This window comes from Gluconobacter japonicus (assembly GCF_015244665.1).
Taxonomy (GTDB): domain Bacteria; phylum Pseudomonadota; class Alphaproteobacteria; order Acetobacterales; family Acetobacteraceae; genus Gluconobacter; species Gluconobacter japonicus.
Genome location: NZ_JABCQN010000003.1, coordinates 113678 through 138052, shown reverse-complemented (window position 1 = coordinate 138052; position 24375 = coordinate 113678). Strand labels below are relative to the sequence as shown.

The window sequence follows — 24375 nt, the reverse complement described above, 5'->3', positions numbered from 1 at the left end:
TGACACGGCACGCTGTCTCAGTTGGCGGCTGGAGCCTGCTCTTCAGCGGCTTCCAGAACAGCCGTCTCAGCCGGCAGTTCTTCTTCAGCACCGATATCATGACCCGAAGCAGCCAGTTCAGCGGAAATACCGTCCAGAACTGCGCCGGAGATCAGGTCGCAATACAACGTGATCGCACGGATTGCATCGTCGTTGCCCGGGATCGGGAACGTAACGCCAGCCGGGTTGGAGTTGCTGTCCAGAATGCCGATGACCGGGATACCCAGCTTGTTGGCTTCTTCAACAGCCAGCTTTTCCTTGTTCGTGTCGATCACGAAAATCAGGTCTGGCAGGCCGCCCATTTCCTTGATGCCGCCGAGGGAACGCTCGAGCTTCTCGCGGTCACGCGTGATGTCGAGAACTTCCTTCTTCGTCAGACCAGCCGTGTCACCAGCAAGCATTTCATCGATCTGGCGCAGACGCTTGATGGAGCCCGTGATGGTCTTCCAGTTCGTCAGCATGCCGCCGAGCCAGCGATGGTTCACATAGTACTGACCGCAACGCTGTGCAGCTTCAGCAACGTGCTCAGCAGCAGCGCGCTTCGTGCCAACGAACAGAACGCGGCCACCGTTGGCAACCGTCTCGCGGACCAGCTTCAGAGCGCGGTCGAGCAGCGGAACCGTCTGCTGCAGGTCGATGATGTGGACCTGGTTGCGAACACCGAACAGGTACGGCGCCATGGCCGGGTTCCAGCGACGGGTGTGGTGACCGAAGTGAACACCGGCTTCGAGCAGCTGGCGCATGGTGAATTCTGGCATTGCCATGATTCAAATTCCTAGCATCTGGTTGGACCTCCGCATGGCGACGTCCCTTACGGAACACCAGAAAACCTCAGGGCCATGCGTGCGGATTGACCGCCTTCTCCCACGAGGGATGCCAGCGGACGAGCGCGATATGGCCGATCTTCGGTCAGATTGCAAGGGTTTTCCGCCAGATCAGCGTTGTTCAGCCTTCTCGACACCCCGAACAGTGCGCAGGCGTTCAGCCAGACGGGGTGTGACGCGATATGTGCCTGGAAGCGCGATTTCCACATCTCTCGTTTCTTCGAGAGAGGGCAGAAAAACAACTTTCCCGTGTCCTCCCCGCATCTCCGCCAGCATTTCAGAAAGCGTGGGAAGCGCATCCATCTGCTTCAGCCATACGCGCATTTCAGACCGTTCAGCCGCGGCAGCGGTTTCGAGATCCATGACGCTTTGCGCCGTAATCCGCAGTGCATCTCCATCCAGTTTAAGCTCTGCTGTCACCAGAATAGCCTGTCCAGCCACCAGAAGATCCCGGCACGAAATCAGAGTTTCCGCAAAGAGCGTAACTTCACACCCGCCGCCGCTGTCCGAAAGGTTGACCCAGGCCATCTTTTTGCCAGTGCGGGTCGGACGCTCTTTCTTATCAACAACGCACCCCGCTATCTTGACGCGCATAGTGCCTGTTTTTGCAGCATTTTCCAGAGCGTTAGAGGGTGTGACACCCAGCCTTCTGAGAACCGTACGATAAGCATCCAACGGGTGAGCGCTCATGTGAAAGCCAATGGCCGAGGCCTCAAGCGACAGGCGCTCGAAATCCGGCCACGGACGCCCTTCATTCAACCGCAGAATCTCACGATCCTGGCCGCTACCGCCAAACAACCCTGACTGGCCCATCTGCTGCTCCTGAGCCCGCGACTGCGCCCGACGTAACAGAATGTCTGCACTCGAAAAAACGGTATGACGATCCTTAAGAAGACTGTCAAAAGCTCCTGATTTTGCAAGACTTTCTATCTGTATTTTATTCAGGCTTTTAGGATCACAACGCTCTGCAAAATCCGTTAGATCCTGAAAAGGCTTATTGCCACGGGAGGCAACGACAGAGTCCATTGCAGCTGCACCAACACGCTTGATGGCGGATAGGGCGTATCGAATTCCTTGACGACCATCCTCAAGTGTCTCGATCGAGAAATCTGCCATGGACTTGTTGATGTCGACAGGGAGAACTTTAATGTTCATCCGCCGCGCTTCCTGACAGAGGGCTGCCAGCTTATCCGTCTTTTCGCGTGCCAGTGACATGCAGCCCGCAAGGAAAGCAACAGGATGGTTCGCCTTCATCCATGCTGTTTGATACGAAACCAGCGCATAGGCTGCAGCGTGAGACTTGTTGAAGCCATAATCAGCAAAACGAGCCATAAGATCAAAGACTTCGACGGCTTTGTCTTGGGGAATTCCTCTGGCTGTTGCACCTTCCGTAAAGATCTCGCGCTGTTTCTCCATTTCGGACGCGATCTTTTTACCCATGGCGCGTCTTAGAAGATCAGCGCCACCCAGACTGTAACCTGCCATCTTCTGGGCGATCTGCATGACCTGTTCCTGATAGACCATAATGCCATAGGTCTCTTCAAGGATGTCACGGATCTCTTCGTGCGGCGGCTCCCATGGTTCACCATGTTTGCGGCGGCAGTAATCCGGAATGTTGGCCATTGGCCCCGGACGATACAGAGACACGCCCGCAATCAGATCTTCCAGACGGCTGGCAGCCATCTGCTTGAGCATGTCCCGCATACCCGCGCCTTCGAACTGGAAGACACCGGCCGTATCCCCTTTGGCCAGCATTTCGAAGGTCTTGGCATCATCCAGAGGAATACGTGAGAGATCGACGATAACACCCTGTTCTTTAAGAAAATCCAGACCTCTTTTCAGAATTGTCAGGGTTGTGAGGCCAAGGAAGTCGAACTTCACCAGCCCAGCCTGTTCCACAAACTTCATGTTGTACTGGGTAACCAGCATATCGCTCTTCGGATCGCGATAGAGCGGTACAAGTTCGACCAGTTCACGATCCCCGATCACCACGCCCGCAGCATGGGTCGAGGCATGGCGGTAGAGCCCTTCAAGCTGAAGAGCAATTTCCAAAAGACGCTTCAGGGCTTCATCACTGTCCCGCATTTCCTGCAGGCGCGGCTCTCCTTCAATCGCCTGCGCTAGGGTAACGGGTTTGGCAGGATTGTTCGGAATAAGCTCGGCAACGCGATTAACCATGCCGTAAGGCAGACCCAGCACACGCCCGACATCCCGGACAGCCGCCTTCGCCTGCAGCTTTCCAAAAGTAATGATCTGAGCGACGCGACTGCCGCCGTATTCTTCGCGGACATACCGGATCACTTCGTCACGGCGGTCCTGACAGAAGTCGATATCAAAGTCAGGCATCGAGACGCGTTCCGGGTTCAGGAAGCGCTCGAACAGGAGCCCGAAAGGAAGCGGATCGATATCGGTAATGGTCAGGGCGTAAGCGACCAGTGATCCAGCGCCCGATCCACGTCCTGGCCCCACGGGAATATCATGAGCCTTGGCCCATTGGATAAAGTCGGCAACGATCAGGAAGTAACCTGGGAATCCCATCTTCGCGATGATGTCGAGTTCCGTCTGAAGACGTTCGGAATAGATTTTCCGTTTATCTTCATCGGCATTGATCGCCTCAAGCCGCTTTTCCAGCCCTTCCCACGCCATGGCCCGCAGCGTTTCTTCTTCCGTTGAACCTTCGCGAACCTTGGGACAGATGGGCAGCAGTGGTTTGCGGGTACAGGCGGCCACGGCGCATTTCTGCGCAATAATCAGCGTGTTATCGCAGGCTTCCGGAAGATCCTTGAAAAGCTCCCGCATTTCGGCAGGCGTCTTGAACCATGCCTGTGGTGAAACATGCCAGCGGTCAGCCTCCGCCATGGTCCGCCCCTGTGCGATACAGATCAGCGCGTCGTGCGCTTCATGCATCTGCGGCGTGGGGAAAAAGCATTCGTTTGTTGCGACCAGAGGAATTTCAAGCCGGTCTGCCAGAGGCACAAGAATACTCTCAATTTCGCGCTCGCCAGCCTCACCCAGACGATTTAGTTCGACTGCAATGTTCTGTGGAAATGCCTCCATCAAACGGCGCAGAAGAACTTCCGCCTCGTCTTTCTGTTCATCATAAATCAGGCGATTGATCGGCCCACGATTACCCCCGGTGAGCAGAAAAAGACCATCCGCATGCCGGCACAGTACATCTACGGCAACAGTGGGGTCAGCAGGATCACCGTTCAGGAAGCCATGCGAGGACAGGACCTGCAGATTGGCAAGACCCGTTTCGTTCCGTGCCAGAACCACCAACGGCTCGGAAGGCGCGCCAGGTTTTGTGCTACGCGATGGTAGGGAAAGCTGGCAGCCAACGATAGGTTGCACACCGGCATTGCGACAGTAGAGGGAAAATTCCAACGCCCCGAAAAGATTGCCACTATCCGTCAAAGCGACGGCAGGCATGGCATTTTTGGTGGCGAGCCCGACAAGATCTGCAATGCGAATGGCTCCCTGACTCAGGGAGTATGCGGAATGATTGCGAAGATGAACGAAATCGGCATGAGACATGCCATCATTCTATCAGGACCGACGAGCAGATACAGCGTTCTTCTCGTCAGTTCAGGGCAATTCAGAAAGGAACGAGCTTTCCATCTCGCAACGTAACCGTGCGGTCCATGCGCGCTGCGAGCTCCTTGTTGTGGGTTGCGATAAGGGCTGCAACGCCCTCCTCACGCACCACACGCAGGAGTTCGTCAAAAACATGATCGGAAGTCGCGATATCCAGATTGCCCGTCGGTTCATCCGCCAGAAGAAGCTTCGGGCGATTGGCAAGCGCACGGGCAATCGCCGTGCGCTGCTGCTCTCCACCAGAAAGACGTCCAGGCAGGGAGTTGAGGCGATGAGACAGACCAAAACGACCTAGCAGATCCTCCGCACGCGCTTTTGCAGCTTTTGCCGAAACACCGGCTACCAACTGAGGCAGCATCACGTTCTCACAAGCCGTGAATTCACCAAGAAGATGATGAAACTGGTACACGAAACCAATCTGATCCCGGCGCACTGCGGTTCGCACGGTATCGCTCAAACCGCTGACCGGCTTCTCGCCAATATAGACAGTGCCTTCTGTTGGTGCTTCCAACAATCCTGCCAAATGAAGCAGCGTGGATTTACCAGTACCGCTTGGCGCCACAAGGGCTATAATTTCACTTGGATAAAGAGAAAACGATGCTCCAGAGAGAATCTCCAGAGTCTCTTCACCAGATTTGAAGCGACGGGTCAGATTTTCCAACCGTAGAGCCGTCATTCGGGCTTCACTCATGACGCAGAGCCTCGATCGGGTCAGTCCTTGCGGCTCTCCAGGACGGATACAGTGTAGCCAGCAGCGACAACACCAGTGACATGGCAATCACCTCTCCAACCTGCGACCAGACAAGTTTGGCTGGCAGCCGCTCAAGAAAATAGACTTCCGGATTGAAAAGATTGGTTCCCGTCAAAGACTGGAGCCACTGGCGAATACGCTCAATATTGAGCGCAAACGCGATACCCAGTGCTGACCCTGCCGCGGTTCCAACAATCCCGACAAATGCACCATTCATCAGGAAGATTCTCATGATCGCGCCGCGGCTCGCACCAAGCGTACGAAGCACAGCAATATCGCGCGTCTTGTCCTTCACCATCATGATGAGGGACGAAATCACATTGAAGGCCGCAACCAGAATGATGAGCGTCAGGATAAGGAACATGACGTTCTGCTCGACCGTGACGGCATCGAGAAAACCATTCGCGCTCTGCGTCCAGTCCAGAACCCGCAGACGTGGGTCATCAAGGCGCTGCACAATGGCCTGACGTGTAGGCTGGACGTTCGAGGGGTCGTTGGTCGAGACCTGAATCAAGGAAACGGCATTCCCAAGCATCAGAAATTTCTGTGCAGCAGGAAGCGGTACCAGAACGATGTTTGAATTATAGTCGTTCCAGTTGGCATCGAAGATCGCGGCCACATGATACGTTTTCACACGCGGCATTGTGCCAAACGGCGTTGCCTGACCATCCGGGGACAGGAGCGTAATGGGGGAGCCGATCGTCAAGCCAGCACGATCTGCCATCGTCGTCCCGATGGCAACGGCATCGTCTCCAGTAAAGCGATCAATCGAGCCGGCGATGACACCACTACTCAGAGCACGCCAGTCCCGAAGATCCTGCTGGGCGACACCCTGAACCTCTGCGCCAGTCGAATACCGACCAGCTTCGACAAGAACGGTTCCCTGCGCCATGGGAATGACTGACTTCACGCCCGGCACAGAACGAATAGCCTCGACGTCATTCTGATAGGCCTCGATAGGGCGCCCGTAGCCAAACACGGTGAGATCCCCGTGCAAGCCAAGGATACGCCCCATCAGATCAGCCTTGAACCCGTTCATCACCGACATGACGATGATGAGCGTAGCCACCCCAAGCGCAATTCCGACCAATGAGAAAACTGCAATGATCGAGGCGAAGCGTTCGCCACGGCGGGCACGCAGATAGCGCCCCGCCACCATACGCTCGAAGCGGCCGAACATCAGGCTGCTCCGATCTTGGCCAGCGCTTCAGCCACCGGCAGTTCGAACCGCTCGCCGTCTGCACGACGCTTCAGTTCAACCTTGCCTTCCTTGGCACCGCGCGGACCAACGATGATCTGCCAGGGATGACCCATCAGATCAGCATCATTGAACTTCACACCTGCACGCTCGGAGCGGTCATCGTACATGAAGTTCTCAGAATCGGTTCCGTAGATCTCTTCGCAGATTGCATCGCAGGCTTCGTCACCCGGGCGCAGATTCAGGATCGCAGCTTTGTATGGCGCGACGGAAGCAGGCCAGATGATCCCAGCCTCGTCATGCGAGGCCTCAATGATCGCGCCGACCAGACGGGACACACCGACGCCATAGGAGCCCATATGAGGCGAGAATTTCGCCCCATCGGCACCGCTGACTTCGATCCCCATGGATTCCGTGTACTTGGTGCCGAAGTAGAAGATGTGGCCCACTTCAATGCCACGCCCTTCCCGCTTCCGGTCATCCGGCACTTCTGCCCAGGCAGCCTCATCATGCTTCTCATCCGTTGCGGCGTAGTGATCCGTTACGGAAGAGAAAAATGCAGCGAGATCTTCCTCGTTGTCACAGTCCACCGGACGGCCCAGCCAGTCCTGCTCTTCAAGAGCCGCGTCAAAGAACACGCCGCTTTCACCTGTCGGGGCCAGAACCAGAAACTCATGGCTGAGATCGCCACCGATCGGTCCCGTATCTGCAACCATTGGCACAGCGCGAACGCCAAGACGCTGGAAAATCCGCAGATAGGACAGCATCATGCGGCGATAGCTGTTAACCGCGCCCTGATAGTCTGCATCGAAGGAGTAGGCATCCTTCATGAGGAATTCACGACCACGCATCACACCGAAGCGCGGGCGGACCTCATCACGGAACTTCCACTGGATGTGATACAGCGCCTTCGGAAGCTGCTTGTAGGAACTGACGGACGATCCGAAGATATCCGTGATCATTTCCTCATTGGTCGGTCCATACAGCAGCTCACGACCATGCCGATCCTGAATACGGAGCATTTCCGGACCGTAAGCATCATAACGCCCCGAACGGCGCCACAGATCAGCAGACTGAAGCGTCGGCATCAGGACTTCCTGAGCGCCAATGGCATCCTGCTCTTCGCGGATGATCTTCTCGATGTTCCGCAGAACGCGCAGACCGGCTGGCAGCCAGGCGTAAATACCGGACGATGTCTGACGAACCAGACCTGCACGCAGCATAAGGCGATGAGACGCAATCTGCGCCTCCGCCGGGACTTCCTTCAACGTCGGCTGAAAGGCTTTACTCAGACGCATACTCTATTTCTTCTCTTAGACGCGCAGCAGATGAACATCGACAAGCGGACGCTTCTGAAGCTTGCGCCCCAGAGCACGGCGCAGGGCCGTCTTGGCTGCGTCACGGAATGCCGTGTCGTCCTGTCGCAGCTCATCCGGGATTTCGTCAATGGAATCAGCGAATTCTTCCTGAATGCGAATGCTTTCCGGATCTTCCGCCTCAAGCAGACCAGGTGCACTGATCTTGGGCTCGCCAATGACATAGCCTTCGTCATCTACAGCGAAGCTCGCAATGACCATGCCGTTAAACAGCATCTTGCGGCGAGCCGCCAGAACACCACCCGTCATCGGCAGAAGGCGCCCACCATCCAGTGCCAGACGACCAGTCGGCGCCGTGTCGACAACCCGGACATCACCCGGAGACAGGTTCAGAATGTCACCATCTTCCAGCAGAATCGGTTCAGAACCCATCTCGTGCGCCAGAGCGGCATGAGCTGTCAGATGACGCCATTCACCATGGGTCGGAATGCTGTATTTCGGGCGGACAATCCCGTATAGCACACGAATGTCATCGCCCGTTGCATGGCCGGACGTATGCACCTTCGCATCCTTGTCCGTCAGAACCGTCACGCCACGACGGGACAAATTGTCCTGCACGGCCATGACAGCCTGCTCGTTCCCCGGAATGACGCGTGAACTGTAAATAACCGTATCGCCTTCGCCGAGCGAAATATTCGGATGGGTATCCGAGGCGATGCGAGATAGCGCAGAACGAGGTTCGCCCTGACTTCCCGTGATGATCATCAGAAGATTATCATCATGGATATCGCGTGCATCCTGCTCCGTCAGGAACGGCGGCAGATCACTGAAATAGCCGCACTCACGGGCAGCCGTTTCAAGATTACGCAGGGAACGCCCCACGATCATGACCGCACGACCAGCGGACATGGCAGCCTTGGCGATACTCTCAACGCGCGCCACGTTACTGGCAAAGCACGTCACGGCCACGCGGCCATGAAGGCTCGTGATCAGATCCGTCAGGCCCTTGCGGACATCTGCTTCGGACTCTGAGCGACCTTCCTTCATGACGTTGGTGCTGTCACCCACCATGGCCAGAACGCCCTCGTCTCCGAGGCGACCGAATTCTTCAAGATCCGTCTTAGGGCCAACCAATGGGTTCTCATCGAGCTTCCAGTCGCCCGTATGCACAATGAGACCATGCGGCGTCCGGAGAGCAACAGCCTGCGCTTCAGCCACAGAGTGGGTGACAGCGACAAACTGAAGATCGAAAGGTCCGACGTGGAACCGCGAGCTTGGCATCACGACATGGATCTTCACCTGATTGACCAGATGAGCCTCATGCAGCTTCCGACGCAGAACAGCCGCAGCAAACGGGGTCGCATAAACCGGGCAACGCAGATACGGCCATAGATGCGCGACAGCACCAAGGTGATCTTCGTGCGCATGGGTAATCACGAGGCCGCAGAGGTCTTTTGCTCGATCCGCAATAAATGTCGGATCTGGCATCAGAACTTCGGCTTCAGGCGTATCATTGCCCGAAAAGCCAATGCCACAGTCGATGGCGAGCCAGGTTTCCTTGTTGTTTTTCGTGAGACGATAAAGATTGAAATTCATGCCGATTTCGCCCGTCCCACCCAGAGGCAGGAAGGACAAACCGTCAGGTGTATCCGTCATAGTTGTTCCTTACATTTGTTAACATCATCAGTGATATTCATTGCCGAAAGCCTACATGCCTTCGGGGGAATGGGTGTGCTGAGCCATCGCATTACGATCAGCCAGAAGACGGAGGCCATCCAGGGTCAGATCCGGGGCCATCACGTCAAACAGGTTGGTGCCCTCTGAAAACAGAGGCGCGAGACCACCCGTTGCAATAATCTTGGGGCGACCGCCCATTTCTTCGGAAATTCTTCCTACGATCCCTTCAACCAGGCCAACATAGCCCCAGAAGAGTCCGGAACGCATGGCAACGCTTGTGCTTCGGCCAATCGCGTTCAGAGGACGCCCGATGCTCATACGTGGCAAACGGGCAGCAGCTCTGTGCAAAGCGTCGATGGAAAGATTAACGCCCGGAGCAATTGCTCCACCGCAGTACTGGCCATGTTCATTCACGACATCAAACGTCGTTGCCGTGCCAAAATCAACAACAATGAGAGGGCCGCCATAAAAGTGCTGGGCTGCAAGACCGTTTAAACGGCGGTCTGCTCCAAGTTCGGAAGGATTATCAACCAGCGCTTCAATGCCCCACTCCAGACCTGCATTGGCTACAAGCGGCTCAACATCCAGCCACTGCCTGCAGAAACGACGTAAATCGTAAAGCGCCGCAGGAACAACCGTTCCGATGATAGCACGTGTGATGGAGCCAGCATTCAGCCCAATGCGATCAAACAGGCCCAGAAGCCAGACAGCATATTCGTCAGCAGTACGGGAGTCGCTCGTGGACATGCGCCATTGACCGACCCACGACGATCCATCGTGGACTGCAAACACAACATTCGTGTTGCCAGCATCAATGACGAGAAGCACGTTTCAATCCGGTCCTTCAGTCCAGCAAGATATCGCCGGTTACAACCGGTATGATTTCACCACTTGGAAGCGCAAGAAGCAGACGCCCCTGCTCGTCCAATCCTGAAAATGAACCTGATATATATGTTTCACGGCGCTGAACCGCAAGATGACGTCCGACAGGATGCGCACGGTCAAGCCACGCTTCCCGAATTGGAGCAAATCCTGCAGCTTCCCAGACAGCGACCCAATGATCCATCTGAAGGGTCAGGTTATGACCAAAAACCACAGGATCAGGAGGCGCAGCCACTTCGGACAATGCGGACAATTTGCGGCCCTCAATTTCGGGAGCTTGCCGGAGATTGGCTCCAATGCCAACGACGATCCATTTGTGATCTGCGCGCCCCCCCGCTTCGATCAGAACGCCTGCCATCTTGCGTTCAAAGAGTAGAAGATCATTTGGCCATTTCAACATGAAATCAGCTTCACCCGTACTGAACTGCCGCGCAGTCTCGTAGAGGCTCAGAGCCGTCAGAAAAGGAATAGCAGCCAGAAAATCTGTTGCGTTCACAGGTCGAAAAAGAAGGGATATTGCCAGATTACCGCCAGGATCGACCCAGCTTCTACCACGAGTTCCGCGCCCAGAGGTTTGGGCAAAAGCCTGAATGGCGAGCTTTTCTTGCGCTCCAGCCTCAGCTTTTTCTTTACAGAGATCGGAAGTCGATCCCAACGTCTCATACAATTCGAAACGCCAGGCCATATGTACAGTCAGTCTTCATGTGGTGGGCGATGACAGGATTGAACTGCCGACCCTCTCGGTGTAAACGAGACGCTCTACCGCTGAGCTAATCGCCCTCAGAAAACACGTGGCCTATATACACGGTTCTGAGCGCCCGTAAAGACACCCAGAACCATAAAAGCGAATTTTTATTCGCTTACGGCGTCCTTAAGACCCTTGCCCGGCTTGAAACGGACAGAGGTAGATGCCGGAATGTCGATCTCTTCGCCCGTGCGCGGGTTGCGGCCCTTGGCAGCCTTACGCGTAGCGGTCACGAAGCTACCGAAGCCCACGAGACGGACTTCCTGCTTCTTGGCGAGCGTCTTCTCGATCGTGCTGAACACCGCATCGACAACTTCGCTGGCCTTTGCCTTCGGAAGATCGGCGGCGTCTGCAACGGCGGCGATCAGTTCCTGCTTGTTGAGGGGCTTCTCCATGATGTGCCTTTCTGGTGTTAGAGCACCCGAGCCATCCTCCGAAGAGTCTTGCGGCTCAGGTGCTTGTTCGATCTGCGGCCGCACTATGAAGCGCTTTTTGGCCGCGTCAACTGTAAGAATCGCAGAAGGACCCAACCGTTAGTGTGGAAGTGCCGCCGGAGAGGCTTTCTCGCCAGCAATTCCACCTATTGGGTCCACACTTTCATCCCATTCAATTGCCTCAGGCATGCGCGTGAGGGCAATTTTCAGAACCTCATCGACATGGGCGACTGGAATGATCTTGAGCGCATGACGGACATTTTCAGGAACCTCTGCAAGATCCTTTTCATTGTCCTTCGGAATGAGAACCGTCTTGATTCCAGCTCGCAATGCAGCCAGCAGCTTCTCTTTCAGGCCGCCAATCTCCAGCACACGCCCACGAAGCGTAATTTCGCCCGTCATCGCAACATCCCGGCGAATGGGGATCTGCGTCATGATGCTGACGAGAGACGTTGCAAGCGCAATACCCGCGGACGGACCGTCCTTCGGGGTTGCTCCCTCCGGAAGATGAACGTGAATATCCCGCTTTTCAAAGAGCGGCGGCCGGATACCGAAATCCTGTGCCCGTGAGCGGACATAAGACAGGGCTGCTGCAATGCTTTCCTGCATCACATCACCCAGTTTACCCGTCTGCTTCACCTGCCCCTTACCGGGAACCATAACGCTTTCGATGGTCAGGATCTCACCGCCAACCTGTGTCCAGGCCAAGCCGGTTACGACACCAACCATATCCTCCGTCTCGGTTTCTCCGTGACGGAAACGACGCACGCCTGCGTATTTACCAAGATTCTCTGGTGTGATTTCAACGTGCGTTACGCCGGTCGTGATGATTTCCTTCACAACCTTACGGGCCAGACGGGCAATTTCGCGCTCGAGATTTCTGACACCTGCCTCACGGGTATAAGACCGGATCAACTCAAGAAGCGTCTCATCAGAAACGGTCCACTCATCAGGCTTGAGATTATGAGCTTCCGCCTGCTTGGAGAGCAGATGTCGACGCGCAATCTGGACCTTCTCGTCCTCCGTATAGCCCGAGAGATTGATGATCTCCATGCGGTCCAGAAGCGGTTGAGGCATATTGAGGCTGTTGGCCGTCGTCACGAACATGACGTCTGAAAGATCGTAGTCGACCTCCAGATAGTGATCGGCGAAGGTGGAGTTCTGCTCCGGATCCAGCACTTCAAGAAGCGCGGAAGACGGATCGCCTCTCCAGTCAGCCCCCAGCTTGTCGATCTCATCCAGCAGAAACAGCGGATTGGACGTTTTCGCCTTTTTCATGCCCTGAATAATTTTCCCAGGCATGGAACCGATATACGTCCGGCGATGACCACGGATTTCCGATTCGTCACGCACGCCACCAAGTGACATACGAACGTACTGACGGCCCGTTGCCTTGGCGATCGAGCGTGCCAGAGACGTTTTACCGACACCCGGCGGCCCAACGAGGCACAGGATTGGTCCCTTGATCTTCTGGGAACGCGTCTGCACGGCAAGATATTCAAGGATGCGCTCCTTGACCTTCTCAAGACCGTAATGTTCGGCTTCAAGCACACCTTCAGCGTGCGTGAACTCCTTGGTGATCTTGGAGCGCTTTTTCCACGGAATACCCAGCAGCCAGTCTAGATAATTCCGGACGACTGTGCTCTCTGCGGACATCGGGCTCATACCGCGCAGCTTCTTCAGCTCGGCATGGGCCTTTTCCTTGGCTTCACGACTCAGGCGCGTCTTGTTGATCTTCTCTTCAAGCTCGGCAAGTTCATCCTTGCCGTCTTCGCCTTCTCCAAGTTCTTTCTGGATCGCCTTGAGCTGCTCGTTGAGATAATACTCACGCTGCGTCTTCTCCATCTGCCGCTTCACACGGTTCCGGATGCGCTTCTCAACCTGCAGAACCCCGATTTCCGTCTCGATATGAGCAAACACGCGCTCGAGACGCTGCTCAGCGGAAGGCATCTCAAGAATTTCCTGCTTTTCAGAAATCTTGAGATTCAGATGGCTCGCAATCGTATCCGCAAGCTTGGAGAGATCATCGATCTGATTGATCGAGACCATGACCTCAGGCGGGATCTTCTTGTTGAGTTTGATGTATTGCTCGAACTGGGAAACCGTCGAGCGCCCAAGTGCTTCGAGATCGCTGCCTGGCGTCGCGGAGAGCGGCGCATCTGCAATTTCTTCAACCTCGGCCTCGAAATGCCCGTCCACGTCAAACAGTCGCGTGATGTGAACCCGACGCGTGCCTTCAACGAGAACCTTTACTGTTCCATCTGGCAGCTTGAGAAGCTGCAGAATGGTGGAGACCGTCCCGTAGCGATAGATATCGTCAACAGATGGATCATCCTGCGAGACGTCTTTTTGCGCGACAAGAAGGATCTGTTTGCTGTCCCGCGTAACTGCCTCAAGAGCCTTTACAGATTTCTCACGCCCAACGAAGAGCGGAACAATCATATGCGGGAAAACGACAATGTTCCGCAGCGGAAGAACCGCCATGACATCATGACGAGCAGCCGGAGCGGCCTCCGTCACAATTTCTGCAGGCACAGCCTCTTTAGCCGCTTTTGTCGCACGAGGTTTGCGGACAGTCTTTTTTTCAACAACCGCAGTATCGTCCACTTTCTTTGTGCGGCGACGCGTCTTGGGTTTTGTATCGTCAGTCATTCACTTGATCTCCGTAGGGACGATCTTACGGCCCCCGCCCGCCTGGCAGCGCGAGCACCGTAATGTCTCTTCATGCAGAAAAGGCACGAATTCAGACAGCGTCTGTCTTCAATGTTGTGACAAAAAGGCCGACTGACAAGACGGCCTTTTCGACATCATCAAGCAGACTGTTCTGTCGGTTCGCTTTTGCCCTTCCCGTACACATAAACCGGGTTGGCCTTGCTCTCCGCCACTTCACGGTTGATGACGACTTCCTCAACGCCTTCCAGTCCTGGAAGATCGAACATCGTCCCAAGCAGGATGTTCTCCATAATGGAACGAAGGCCACGGGCACCGGTCTTGCGTTCGATAGCCCGCTTGGCGATGCCGGAAAGTGCGTCTTCCGTGAAGGACAGTTTGACCCCTTCCATCTCGAAAAGGCGCCCATACTGCTTGGTCAAAGCATTTTTCGGCTTGCTGAGAATCTGGATCAGGGCAGCTTCATCAAGATCATTCAGCGCTGCGATAACCGGCAGACGACCAATGAACTCCGGAATAAGACCGAACTTGAGCAGATCTTCAGGCTCTACTGTCTGAAGAATTGCCCCCAGACGACGCTCATCCTCAGAACGCACATCCGCGCCAAAGCCGATGCCTGATCCTTTGCCACGAGCCGAAATGATCTTGTCCAGCCCCGCAAAAGCACCACCACAGATGAACAGCATGTTCGTGGTGTCAACCTGCAGGAACTCCTGCTGCGGATGCTTGCGACCACCCTGCGGCGGCACGGACGCAACCGTCCCTTCCATAAGTTTCAGAAGCGCCTGCTGTACGCCTTCGCCTGAAACATCACGGGTGATGGACGGATTGTCGGACTTCCGCGAGATCTTGTCGATTTCGTCGATATAGACAATGCCGCGCTGCGCACGCTCGACGTTATAGTCAGCAGCCTGAAGCAGCTTCAGGATGATGTTCTCAACGTCTTCACCCACATAACCGGCTTCGGTCAGCGTTGTGGCATCTGCCATCGTGAATGGGACATCAAGAATACGAGCCAGCGTCTGCGCAAGCAGCGTCTTACCCGAACCTGTAGGACCAATCAGAAGAATGTTGGATTTCGCGATCTCGATATCGCTGTTCTTCTGCGCATGGGCCAGCCGCTTATAATGGTTGTGAACGGCGACCGACAGCGCGCGCTTGGCCTCGAACTGCCCAATGACATAATCGTCCAGAACCTTGCAGATTTCCTTGGGCGTCGGAACACCGTCGCGGGATTTCACAAGGTGCGTCTTATGCTCCTCGCGAATGATGTCCATGCAGAGTTCAACACACTCATCACAGATGAAAACTGTTGGACCAGCGATCAGCTTGCGAACTTCGTGCTGGGATTTCCCACAGAACGAGCAATACAGGGTGTTCTTTGAATCGCCGGATTTGTTGCTCATCGCTGTTCCTCTTTCCCCTCACACACGCACCGACCGCTTTTCGGCAGCAGACATGCTGAAGCACTTAAAACTCTAGGCCGAGGTCTCAGCCTTCGGCAACCCCGGAGCACGTAACTCCAAGACATGAAAAGCGGCATATCGGGATGCCGCTTTTCTTTTCCAAGAGGAGCAAAACTCCTCTTGCGTTCTGAAACCGGTCAGTCCTGAGCAGACTGAACTGCCGGATGACGGCGCACGACCGCATCAATCAAACCAAACTCTTTAGCTTCTTCAGCAGACAGATAGCTGTCGCGTTCGAGCTTGCGCTCAATCTCTTCCAGCGTCTGCCCGGTATGCTCACGATAGATTTCATTCAGGCGCTGACGAATCAGCAGAATTTCACGAGCTTGAATTTCAATATCGGACGCCTGACCTTGCGCACCACCAGAAGGCTGATGCACCATCACGCGCGCATTTGGCAGACAGTACCGATGCCCCTTCTCACCACCGGCCAGAAGCAGCGACCCCATGGACGCCGCCTGACCAATGCAAACCGTGCTCACAGGACAGCGGATGTACTGCATCGTGTCATAGATCGCGAGACCGGCAGAAACGACACCGCCTGGGCTGTTGATATAGAAAGAAATTTCCTTGGTCGGATTCACGCTCTCAAGATAAAGGAGCTGCGCACTGATCAGAGAAGCAACCTGATCGTAAACCGGGCCGGTCAGGAAGATGATACGCTCCTGAAGGAGACGTGAAAAAATGTCGAAAGCTCGCTCTCCGCGGGCAGTCTGCTCGACTACCATCGGCACCAGAGAGTTGTTGAACACCTCGACGGGATCGCGGTCCCCAATGGTCATACTGTCTGTTCCTCAATGCCCGATGGGCTGTCTGTATTCTTTAACATGGACCCGGCAGAGCGTTCCGTCAAAGGGAGCAGACAGCAAAACGGGCACTCCGAAGAGTGCCCGCCTTTTCTGCGTCAGTACTCTCAGAGCTCTGCAGGCGGGATTTCTGCGAGTTCTTCCGGTGTGACTTCCTTTTCGGTGACATCAGCCAGCTCGATCAGATAGTCGACAACCTTGTTTTCCAGGATCGGGCCACGAAGACCTTCAACAGCCTGCGGGTTCTTGGAGAAGAACTCGAAAACCATCTTTTCCTGGCCCGGATAGCGCTGCGCTTCCTGCTGCATCGCACCCAGAAGTTCCTCGCGGGAAACCTGGATTTCCTGCTTGCGGCCGATTTCAGCCAGCAACAGACCCAGCTTCACACGACGCTCTGCGATACGGCGATAGTCTGCACGCAGGGTCTCTTCGTCCTTGCCTGCGTCTTCTTCGTCCATACGGCCAGCTTCACGGTCCTGCTCGACGCGGGCCCAGATCTGAGCGAACTCGGCATCAACCATGCTCTGAGGAGCTTCGAAGTCGGTCTTCTCGGACAGGGCGTCCAGAAGCTCACGCTTGATGCGCAGACGGGAGAGCTGCTTGTACTCGCCTTCAGCCTGCTCCGTGATCAGGGAACGGATCTGCTCGATGCTGTCGAGACCAATGTCCTTGGCCAGATCGTCGTTGATTTCCGGATCAACAGGCTTCTTCAGGGACTTCGCCTTGATGTCGAATGTCACGGCCTTACCGGCCAGTTCTTCAGCCTGATAGTCTTCCGGGAACGTCACGTTGATGACGCGCTCTTCCCCGGCCTTCATGCCTTCCATCTGCTCGGCAAAACCCGGGATGAAGCCTTCACCGCCGATTTCGACGTTCACATCTTCTGCCGTGCCACCGTCGAACGGCGTGCCATCCAGCTTGCCCACGAAGTCAACGCAGACCACATCGCCCTTTACGGCTGCACGATCTTCTTCGATGGCTTCGAACTTGCGGCTGCGACGGGCGAGATCAGCAAGAGCCTTGTTAACGACCTCTTCATCAACCTTGGAGGTCAGACGCGTCAGCTTCAGACCGGACAGATCCGGAACTTCGATTGCCGGCAGAACTTCCATCTCAATCTTGAACTCAAGATCGCCTTCGGAATCAGGAGCGGAAACCAGCTCGACCTTCGGCTGCATGGCCGGACGAACGTCCTGTTCCTGAACCAGCTTGCCAACCGTATCGTTGATGACTTCTTCCATCAGCTCTGCGTTGACGGCAGCGCCGTGACGCTGCTTGACGAGAGAGGCCGGAACCTTGCCCGGACGGAAACCCGGAAGCTTGATCGTGCGCGCAACTTCAGCGAGTCGGGCTGCACGACGGGCCTGCAGGTCCGCAGAAGGGACAACGACAGTGAAGGCGCGCTTAAGTCCTTCGTTGAGCGTGGGCGTAACCTGCATGAGCCAGGCGATCCTCTCGGTCGGGTAAGTTAAAATCTCTTCTCAGGAAACCGGGTTGGTACGGGCGGAGGGACTTGAACCCCCACGACTTGCGCCACCAGAACCTAAATCTGGCGTGTCTACCAATTCCACCACGCCCGCTCAGCCCCGTCTCCGGGGTTCGTGTTACCGAACCTTGGAAGCGCGGCCTTTAGCGCATGACACGCTACTTCACAACAGGGCGGCCACCGGGTTTTTGCTTAAATCGCCCTTGGAAAGCTCTGTTGCAAGCTTTCGGGCAGCACCGAGCGGCAGGTCCAGATCCTCTGCTACGGGCCACCCGCCATGCTGCCTCGCCGCCTGTATCCCAGCTTCACCATGAAGCCAGACACCAGCACAACACGCCTCCCAGACCTCCATCCCTGCGGCCATAAGCGTTGCAATAACTCCTGTCAGCGTGTCTCCGGAGCCAGCTGTGGCCAGCGCGGACGTCGCATGGGCATTGATGGCAATACGTCCATCCGGGGCGGCAATGATGGTATCCGGCCCCTTCATGACCATGACTGCATTGAGTTTCTGCGCGGCAGCAAGAGCAGCATCCGGGCGACTACCCTCAACCGGACCGAACAGTTTTTTGAACTCACCAATATGAGGCGTAACGGCAGCAACCCCTTGCAGGCGTGACAGATCCTCAGCTCCCCAAGCGAGCGCCCCAGCATCTGCAAGAACGGTTCGATCAGCACCCAGCAACTCAGGTAGCACGGCAGAAACTTCATCAGGTGCAAGCCCCGGCCCACAGATCCAGACTTTCCGTCGTTGATCTTCCAGCAAGTCCGACAGCGACCCGTCATCAACAATCAGTCCGGGATCACCGAGTCGGTATGCTTCCGCAGCGTGGCCCGCAGCAATCCTCACAAGTCCCGCACCTGTCCGACGCGCCGCTTTGGCAGCCAACCGCGTTGCTCCCGGCATGACGGCTCCGCCGCAGACACTCACAACACCCCGGCGATATTTGTAATCACCATCACCGGAAACAGGGAGCATCCAAAGCCCCGGCCAGTTGAGACTGATTTTCGGAGCAAGGCCGTCCCAGGCCTCGGCGGGCATACCAATGTCTGCACAAACCAGCTCACCACACAGCCCTTTTCCGGGCTCAAGCAAATGCCCCGGGCGCGGACGCACAAACGTTACCGTCAAAGCACAGGCCTGCGCATGCCCAAGCACACACCCCGTCAACCCGGACACGCCACTCGGCATATCAATGGCAACCCGAAGCGGAACAGCCCCCAACACTGTTGCCACATCATCCTGAACAGGCCGCTTGAGACCTGAACCAAAAACGGCATCCACAATCATATCCACCCCTTCAACGGAGCGGACATCGAACGGCAGTACCGGCCCATTCCAGTGACTGGCAGCATCATGGGCGGGGCTACCCTCCCTGGGAGCCGCCATGACCACAACACGCACTGGCCACCCCCATTGCGCAAGAAAACGGGCAGCAACATAGCCATCCCCACCGTTATTTCCCGGGCCGCACACCACTGCGACGCGGCAGGGTGCGAACCGCTTGCGAATGGCACGTGCGACTGCCCATCCCGCCCTTTCCATGAGCTGTGAAACAGGAACAACGGCTGAAGCCGCATGATCCATCCTATCGCTTTCCTGTGGTGTCAGAAGGGCAAGTGGATATGAAGACACGGCGCTGTTTCTCCTGATGAGATCACTGTTTGCAGAAAGCAGAGAGCTCTTCCGCGTTCCCTATGGCATTCTGCCGGTGGGGTCGGGTAATCTTGCAAAGATACGTCAGGGATACGCCCTGCCCTTCCTTTACGCACCTGACCATGATGAGGATCAATGACCGGTTCAATTGTCTGGAGCCTCGTGCTCGCAATCCATCTTCTCTGCATGACTTACTGGATCGGCGGATCGATCTATTCGGCTCTGGTTGTCCGCTCCACGGTTGGCCTGCTCGACCCAGGCCCGCGCGCTTCGGTACTGCTGCAGAATTATACCCGGTTCTTCAAAGGACTCTGGCAGGTTGTTCCGTTTTCGCTGGTCAGTGGCTGGGCACTTGTCATCCATGAGGGCGGTTTTGGCGCCGTCAACTGGACGATTAACGCCATGCAGTTAATCGGCATTGCAATGGCGATCGTCTTCATCACAACAGCTCGTGGACCTTTCCTGCGTGCAAGACGGGCCCTTCGGCCACAGCCAGCCGTTTTTGACACTCTGCGGAACCGGACCGTCCTGATGGCGGGGCTGGGTCTTCTGAACATTCTGATTGCAGCCATGGCGCACGGCATGTGATTGTGGTAGCGATATGGCGCTCTATGGGCTGTATCGCTTGCCTTTCCAGCGTTTAGCCGATAACGCACCACTTTAAAGTTGCGGGACACGTGCCCGCCCTCAACTCCGGCGCAGTCTATCTGGCCTGTACCGTCAACGAGAGTCTCGAGAGTCATTTGAGCGCGAAAACGACCTCCGGTCCTTCCAAGTCCCGTACCTCTGCCCCTGCAAAACGCGGCCGCCCCGCTGGCGTTCGTGCAAAGGCAACCAAGAATTCATCGACTGAACCAGAGCGCCTTGATGAGGCTGTCTCTCAACCAGTCGTTACAGAGAAGAAGACGCGAGGCCGTCGTTCTGCGGTAGAAAAGACTGCTATCGAGGCAGTTGCCACACCCGTTCGCCGACGCACCAAGGCTGCAGATCCGGCTGTGACCGAAGCAGAAGCTGAGTCTACAAAGTCGACTCCAATTCGTCGTACCCGGCAGGCAAAAACACAAGACGCTGCTTCCGAATCTGCGCCTCCACCACGTCGTCGCAGTCGCAAAGTCGATAGCGTTGCGGAAGAGGTCATCGAAACGACTCCGCAGGAGGCTGTCGATACTCCTGCACCCAAACGTCGCGGTCGTAAGCCCAAAGCTGTCGCTATCGAAACTGTAGCCGAAGAGCTCGTGGTTCCAACTCCGAAGAAGCGTGGGCGCAAACCTAAGGCCGTCGTCGAGGAAGCGCTAAAAGTCGAAGAAGCTGCTGTTGTTGAGGCCCCCAAACCGCGCCGTGGCCGGAAACCCAAAGCGGCAGCTGAAGTGGTGACAGACAGCACCCCCATTCCGCCCCCTAAAAAACGCGGACGGAAACCAAAACTCCCATCTGAAGTCTTGCCGGTCACGGAAGAAACGACTTCAGACGCCCTCGAAAACTCTGATCTTCTGACGACGCCTCCAGCTCAGCCCGTCAAAGTACCCTCACGTCGTGGGCGGCCTAGAAAAAATCCTCTCCCGGTCGAAATCGCCGTAGAAACGCCTGTGACAGATGTTGCAGTGGTCGTAGACACTGAAGCAGCACCGGCAGAAACGCCCGTTCTTTCCGAGACCTCCACACCAGCTGCTGATCAGCCCCGCTTTGCAGATCTGGCTCTTTCAGAGCCCATCATGCAGGCAATTCAGGAGTTGGGTTATGAACACCCAACGCCTATCCAGGCCCAGGCTATCCCGGAAGTCCTGAAAGGCCATGATGTATTGGGCGTTGCGCAGACAGGAACCGGTAAAACGGCGTCCTTTACACTCCCCATGCTTGAGAAGCTGTCAGGCTCCCGCGCGCGCGCAAGAATGCCACGTTCGCTCATTCTTGAGCCAACACGGGAACTTGCCCTGCAGGTTGCAGATAACTTCAAGCTGTACGGCAAACATCTCCGGCTGACCCATGCACTGCTGATTGGCGGAGAAAGCATGGCTGAACAGCGGGATGTTCTGAACCGCGGCGTGGATGTTCTGATTGCAACTCCCGGTCGCCTTCTTGATCTTTTCAGTCGTGGCGGCCTGCTGCTGACGCAAACCAGCACGCTCGTGATCGACGAGGCAGACCGTATGCTGGACATGGGATTCATTCCCGATATTGAGAAGATTGTCAGCCTTCTGCCCCGCAATCGCCAGACGCTGTTTTTCTCCGCAACAATGGCTCCTGAAATCCGTCGACTCGCAGACGAGTTTCTGAGAAATCCGGTGGAGATTACGGTCTCCCGCCCCTCTTCCGTCGCAACGACGATTGAAGAAGGTCTGATTATCGTCGACGAAGACGAGAAACGTCGAGCTCTTCGCAAGCTGCTTCGCTCGCAGGATGTGCAGAGTGCAATCGTATTCTGCAATCGCAAGCGTGACGTGGACATGCTCCAGCGTTACCTGACAAAACATGGTTTCGCAGCAGGTCATCTACATGGTGATCTCGCGCAGTCATTGCGCTTTTCTACGCTGGACAACTTCAAATCAGGCGAATTGAAAATTCTCGTTTGCTCTGACGTTGCCGCACGCGGAATCGATATTGGCGGCCTGTCTCACGTCTTCAATTTTGATCTTCCGTTCAATGCAGAAGACTATGTACACCGTATCGGTCGCACAGGCCGTGCCGGCAAACACGGACATGCGTTCAGCATTGCTGGCCCCCGTGATCGTCGTCTGCTTGAGGCTATCGAGACTCTGACGGGAAAAACCATTGCACGTCTTGATGCTCCGGAAATCCGCTCTGTGGATTGGGCACAGGAAGACGAAAATGGTCGTCCGATTGTGGCTCCAAAGCAGCCTCTCTCTCATCAGCAGCACGCAGTCGAAGCCGGGAATGACGACGAATCGGAAGGACAGCGCAGAAAACGTCGTCGTGGTGGCCGCAAACGCAACCGCAACGGCCGGGACGAAACCGTTGAGGCAGGGGTGACCATTATGGAAGCCCCCCCTGTTTCAGCGCCTGTTCAGAATCGCAAATCTGTTGAGCTGGCTCCAGCCTTTGAAAACGACGCGCCCAAAACTGGCTTTGGCGGGGATACTCCCGCATTCATGCTGGTGCCCCGTCGGCGTCGTCTGTCAGTCTCCGAAGAGACGGATCTGACTCTTCCGGTTCAGCATGACGCTCGTCATTACGGTGATGAATAACCCGGGGACCGGAGCATTCCCCCTCCGGATTGAAGGTCTTGGCGCCGCGGGTGACGGCGTTGCTCATCATGATGGGCATGTTCTTTTTCTTCCCGGCACACTGCCGGGAGAAGAAGTACTTGCGCGCTTTTCAGGAACTCGTCCTGAACTAATCGAAGTTACTCATCCATCTGCGGATCGCGTTGCCCCCCCATGTAGCCTTTTCGGCGAATGTGGCGGATGTGCGATTCAGGAAATGTCACTTCCAGCCCTCCTGGAGTGGAAGACGGCCCGCGTTTCCGCTGCCTTGGATGCCGCAGGCTTCGAGGATATTCCAACTTCCAGTCAGTACCAGACAGCACCCTATACGCGTCGCCGGATGGACCTCGCTGTTCAGCGTATTCCTGGAGGCATTATTCTGGGGCTACACCGCCGGAATGGTGATCCCGTTGATATGACGGAATGTCATCTTCTGCATCCGGACCTGTTTGCCCTTCTCTCGCCATTGCGAGAGGTCCTTGGAACCTTGGGTGCCCTGACGGGACGCGGCAGCCTGGTGCTGAACCTTCTGGACAGTGGTCCGGACCTGACGCTCTCTACCCCTGCAGAACTGACGAGTGCTGATCGCAGCAAGCTGGCGGCTTTTGGTCGGGCTTACAATCTTCCAAGAATATCGTGGCAGAATCCGAAAGACCGTTCGATTGAAACGGTTTCTCAGACAAAACCCGTCACGGAACGCTTTGGGGAGGTGGAAACATCTCCGCCGCCTGCAGCTTTTCTTCAGGCAACACGCGACGCTGAAAACGCTATTGTTCAAGCGGCTGTTGAGGGACTGCCATCCCTTAACAAAAAAGATATCACCGTAGAGCTTTTTGCTGGCTGCGGTACTCTGACGTTCCCCCTTTCAGAAAAGGGACGCGTACTTGCGTATGAAGGCGAACTCGCTGCTGCAAATTGCCTGAAGGCGGCCGCAGGTGGACGTCGCGTCGAGGGTTATCAGCGCGACCTTATGCGGCAGCCGCTTCTTCCGCATGATCTGAAATCGACACGTGCTGTCGTTCTGGATCCGCCTTATGCAGGTGCCGGAGCACAGACAATCCCGCTCGCCAAATCTGGCGTGAAGGACATTGTTTATATCAGCTGTAATCCGGCAGCCCTTGAAAAGGACGGTCGTGCTTTGAAAGAAGCAGGATATTCCCTGCTGAACTGGACAGTCGTGGACCAGTTCCTCTGGTCCACGGAAGTGGAAACGGTTCTGGTGTTCTCACGCGATCCGAAACGGATCAAACGTGAAAACTCTCGCCGCAGCCACAGCGCCCCTTCTCATTTGGATTCCTGAACGTGAACCCGGCTTCGAGGTCTTTGACCTCGTAGTCCATCACTGTTCCGGTCAGAAACAGCGTAGCCTTGCGGTCCACCAGCAGGGTTACGCCCTGATCTTCCACCCGCTCATCAGTGTCAGCTGGTTCCTTAACGAAGGTCATCTCGTAGGACAGGCCTGAGCAACCCCGCGTTCCTACGCCGATCCGCAGCAATTCACCTTGATGAGCCCCGGCATAGAGAACCCGTAGCCTTTGAGCTGCGCGGTCAGAGACTGTCATAAGTGTCGGAAGCGGCCGACGTGTCAGAGTTTCGGACATGGTTTTGCCCT

General features: G+C 55.9%; 18 protein-coding genes and 2 tRNA genes. 3 read left to right on the top strand and 17 right to left on the bottom strand.

Features of this window, described 5'->3' with window-relative positions; genetic code table 11:
- Positions 1 to 17 precede the first annotated feature (17 nt).
- From rpsB to HKD32_RS07000, 16 genes are all read right to left on the bottom strand, one after another.
- Positions 18 to 803: a 30S ribosomal protein S2 gene (gene rpsB, locus HKD32_RS07075; RefSeq protein ID WP_010501435.1), complete on the bottom strand. Its 786-nt coding sequence runs from the start codon at positions 801 to 803 to the stop codon at positions 18 to 20.
- A gap of 171 nt (positions 804 to 974) precedes the next feature.
- Complete coding sequence (gene dnaE / locus HKD32_RS07070) at positions 975 to 4397, bottom strand: DNA polymerase III subunit alpha (RefSeq protein ID WP_061933203.1); 3423 nt, start codon at positions 4395 to 4397, stop codon at positions 975 to 977.
- A gap of 61 nt (positions 4398 to 4458) precedes the next feature.
- On the bottom strand, positions 4459 to 5148 hold the full coding sequence (locus HKD32_RS07065) for an ABC transporter ATP-binding protein (RefSeq protein ID WP_061933205.1): 690 nt from the start codon (positions 5146 to 5148) through the stop codon (positions 4459 to 4461).
- Positions 5141 to 6388 carry a lipoprotein-releasing ABC transporter permease subunit gene (locus HKD32_RS07060; RefSeq protein WP_061933207.1) on the bottom strand — a complete coding sequence of 416 codons (1248 nt, stop codon included), beginning with the start codon at positions 6386 to 6388 and terminating at the stop codon, positions 5141 to 5143. The genes HKD32_RS07065 and HKD32_RS07060 overlap by 8 nt, the downstream gene beginning before the upstream one ends.
- Entirely contained in the window at positions 6388 to 7704 is a 1317-nt protein-coding gene (proS, locus tag HKD32_RS07055) for a proline--tRNA ligase (protein ID WP_061933209.1), read from the bottom strand. The genes HKD32_RS07060 and proS overlap by 1 nt, the downstream gene beginning before the upstream one ends.
- A gap of 15 nt (positions 7705 to 7719) precedes the next feature.
- Positions 7720 to 9378 (bottom strand): ribonuclease J, encoded by a 1659-nt coding sequence (locus tag HKD32_RS07050; protein ID WP_010501430.1) that lies wholly within the window; start codon positions 9376 to 9378, stop codon positions 7720 to 7722.
- A gap of 51 nt (positions 9379 to 9429) precedes the next feature.
- On the bottom strand, positions 9430 to 10227 hold the full coding sequence (locus tag HKD32_RS07045) for a type III pantothenate kinase (RefSeq protein ID WP_023942708.1): 798 nt from the start codon (positions 10225 to 10227) through the stop codon (positions 9430 to 9432).
- Positions 10228 to 10243: 16 nt separating this feature from the next.
- Positions 10244 to 10966 (bottom strand): biotin--[acetyl-CoA-carboxylase] ligase, encoded by a 723-nt coding sequence (locus tag HKD32_RS07040; RefSeq protein ID WP_061933211.1) that lies wholly within the window; start codon positions 10964 to 10966, stop codon positions 10244 to 10246.
- Between the two features lie 20 nt (positions 10967 to 10986).
- A tRNA-Val gene (locus tag HKD32_RS07035) sits at positions 10987 to 11061 on the bottom strand.
- A 72-nt stretch (positions 11062 to 11133) separates the two neighbouring features.
- A complete protein-coding gene (locus HKD32_RS07030) occupies positions 11134 to 11421 on the bottom strand; it encodes an HU family DNA-binding protein (RefSeq protein WP_007282110.1) in 288 nt (95 codons plus the stop codon).
- Between the two features lie 138 nt (positions 11422 to 11559).
- Complete coding sequence (lon, locus tag HKD32_RS07025; protein ID WP_061933213.1) at positions 11560 to 14112, bottom strand: endopeptidase La; 2553 nt, start codon at positions 14110 to 14112, stop codon at positions 11560 to 11562.
- Positions 14113 to 14270: 158 nt separating this feature from the next.
- Positions 14271 to 15536: an ATP-dependent Clp protease ATP-binding subunit ClpX gene (gene clpX / locus HKD32_RS07020; RefSeq protein ID WP_010501414.1), complete on the bottom strand. Its 1266-nt coding sequence runs from the start codon at positions 15534 to 15536 to the stop codon at positions 14271 to 14273.
- 197 nt (positions 15537 to 15733) lie between these two features.
- Entirely contained in the window at positions 15734 to 16378 is a 645-nt protein-coding gene (locus HKD32_RS07015) for an ATP-dependent Clp protease proteolytic subunit (protein WP_010501413.1), read from the bottom strand.
- A 131-nt stretch (positions 16379 to 16509) separates the two neighbouring features.
- Positions 16510 to 17841 (bottom strand): trigger factor, encoded by a 1332-nt coding sequence (gene tig / locus HKD32_RS07010; RefSeq protein WP_023942716.1) that lies wholly within the window; start codon positions 17839 to 17841, stop codon positions 16510 to 16512.
- Positions 17842 to 17897: 56 nt separating this feature from the next.
- Positions 17898 to 17982 (bottom strand) — tRNA-Leu (locus HKD32_RS07005).
- Positions 17983 to 18051: 69 nt separating this feature from the next.
- Complete coding sequence (locus tag HKD32_RS07000) at positions 18052 to 19473, bottom strand: NAD(P)H-hydrate dehydratase (RefSeq protein WP_194257898.1); 1422 nt, start codon at positions 19471 to 19473, stop codon at positions 18052 to 18054.
- A gap of 204 nt (positions 19474 to 19677) precedes the next feature.
- On the opposite strand from HKD32_RS07000, the gene HKD32_RS06995 reads away from it, so the two are divergent.
- The 3 genes from HKD32_RS06995 (at position 19678) to HKD32_RS06985 (ending at position 24063) form a co-directional block, all read left to right on the top strand.
- Positions 19678 to 20130 carry a hypothetical protein gene (locus tag HKD32_RS06995; RefSeq protein ID WP_010501407.1) on the top strand — a complete coding sequence of 151 codons (453 nt, stop codon included), beginning with the start codon at positions 19678 to 19680 and terminating at the stop codon, positions 20128 to 20130.
- 902 nt (positions 20131 to 21032) lie between these two features.
- On the top strand, positions 21033 to 22745 hold the full coding sequence (locus tag HKD32_RS06990; RefSeq protein ID WP_061933377.1) for a DEAD/DEAH box helicase: 1713 nt from the start codon (positions 21033 to 21035) through the stop codon (positions 22743 to 22745).
- Positions 22717 to 24063 carry a class I SAM-dependent RNA methyltransferase gene (locus tag HKD32_RS06985; protein ID WP_082905370.1) on the top strand — a complete coding sequence of 449 codons (1347 nt, stop codon included), beginning with the start codon at positions 22717 to 22719 and terminating at the stop codon, positions 24061 to 24063. Before HKD32_RS06990 ends, HKD32_RS06985 begins: the two co-directional genes overlap by 29 nt.
- Here HKD32_RS06985 and HKD32_RS06980 read toward each other — a convergent pair.
- Entirely contained in the window at positions 24008 to 24364 is a 357-nt protein-coding gene (locus tag HKD32_RS06980) for a HesB/IscA family protein (protein WP_062505602.1), read from the bottom strand. The two genes, HKD32_RS06985 and HKD32_RS06980, sit on opposite strands and share 56 nt — an antisense overlap.
- Positions 24365 to 24375 lie beyond the last annotated feature (11 nt).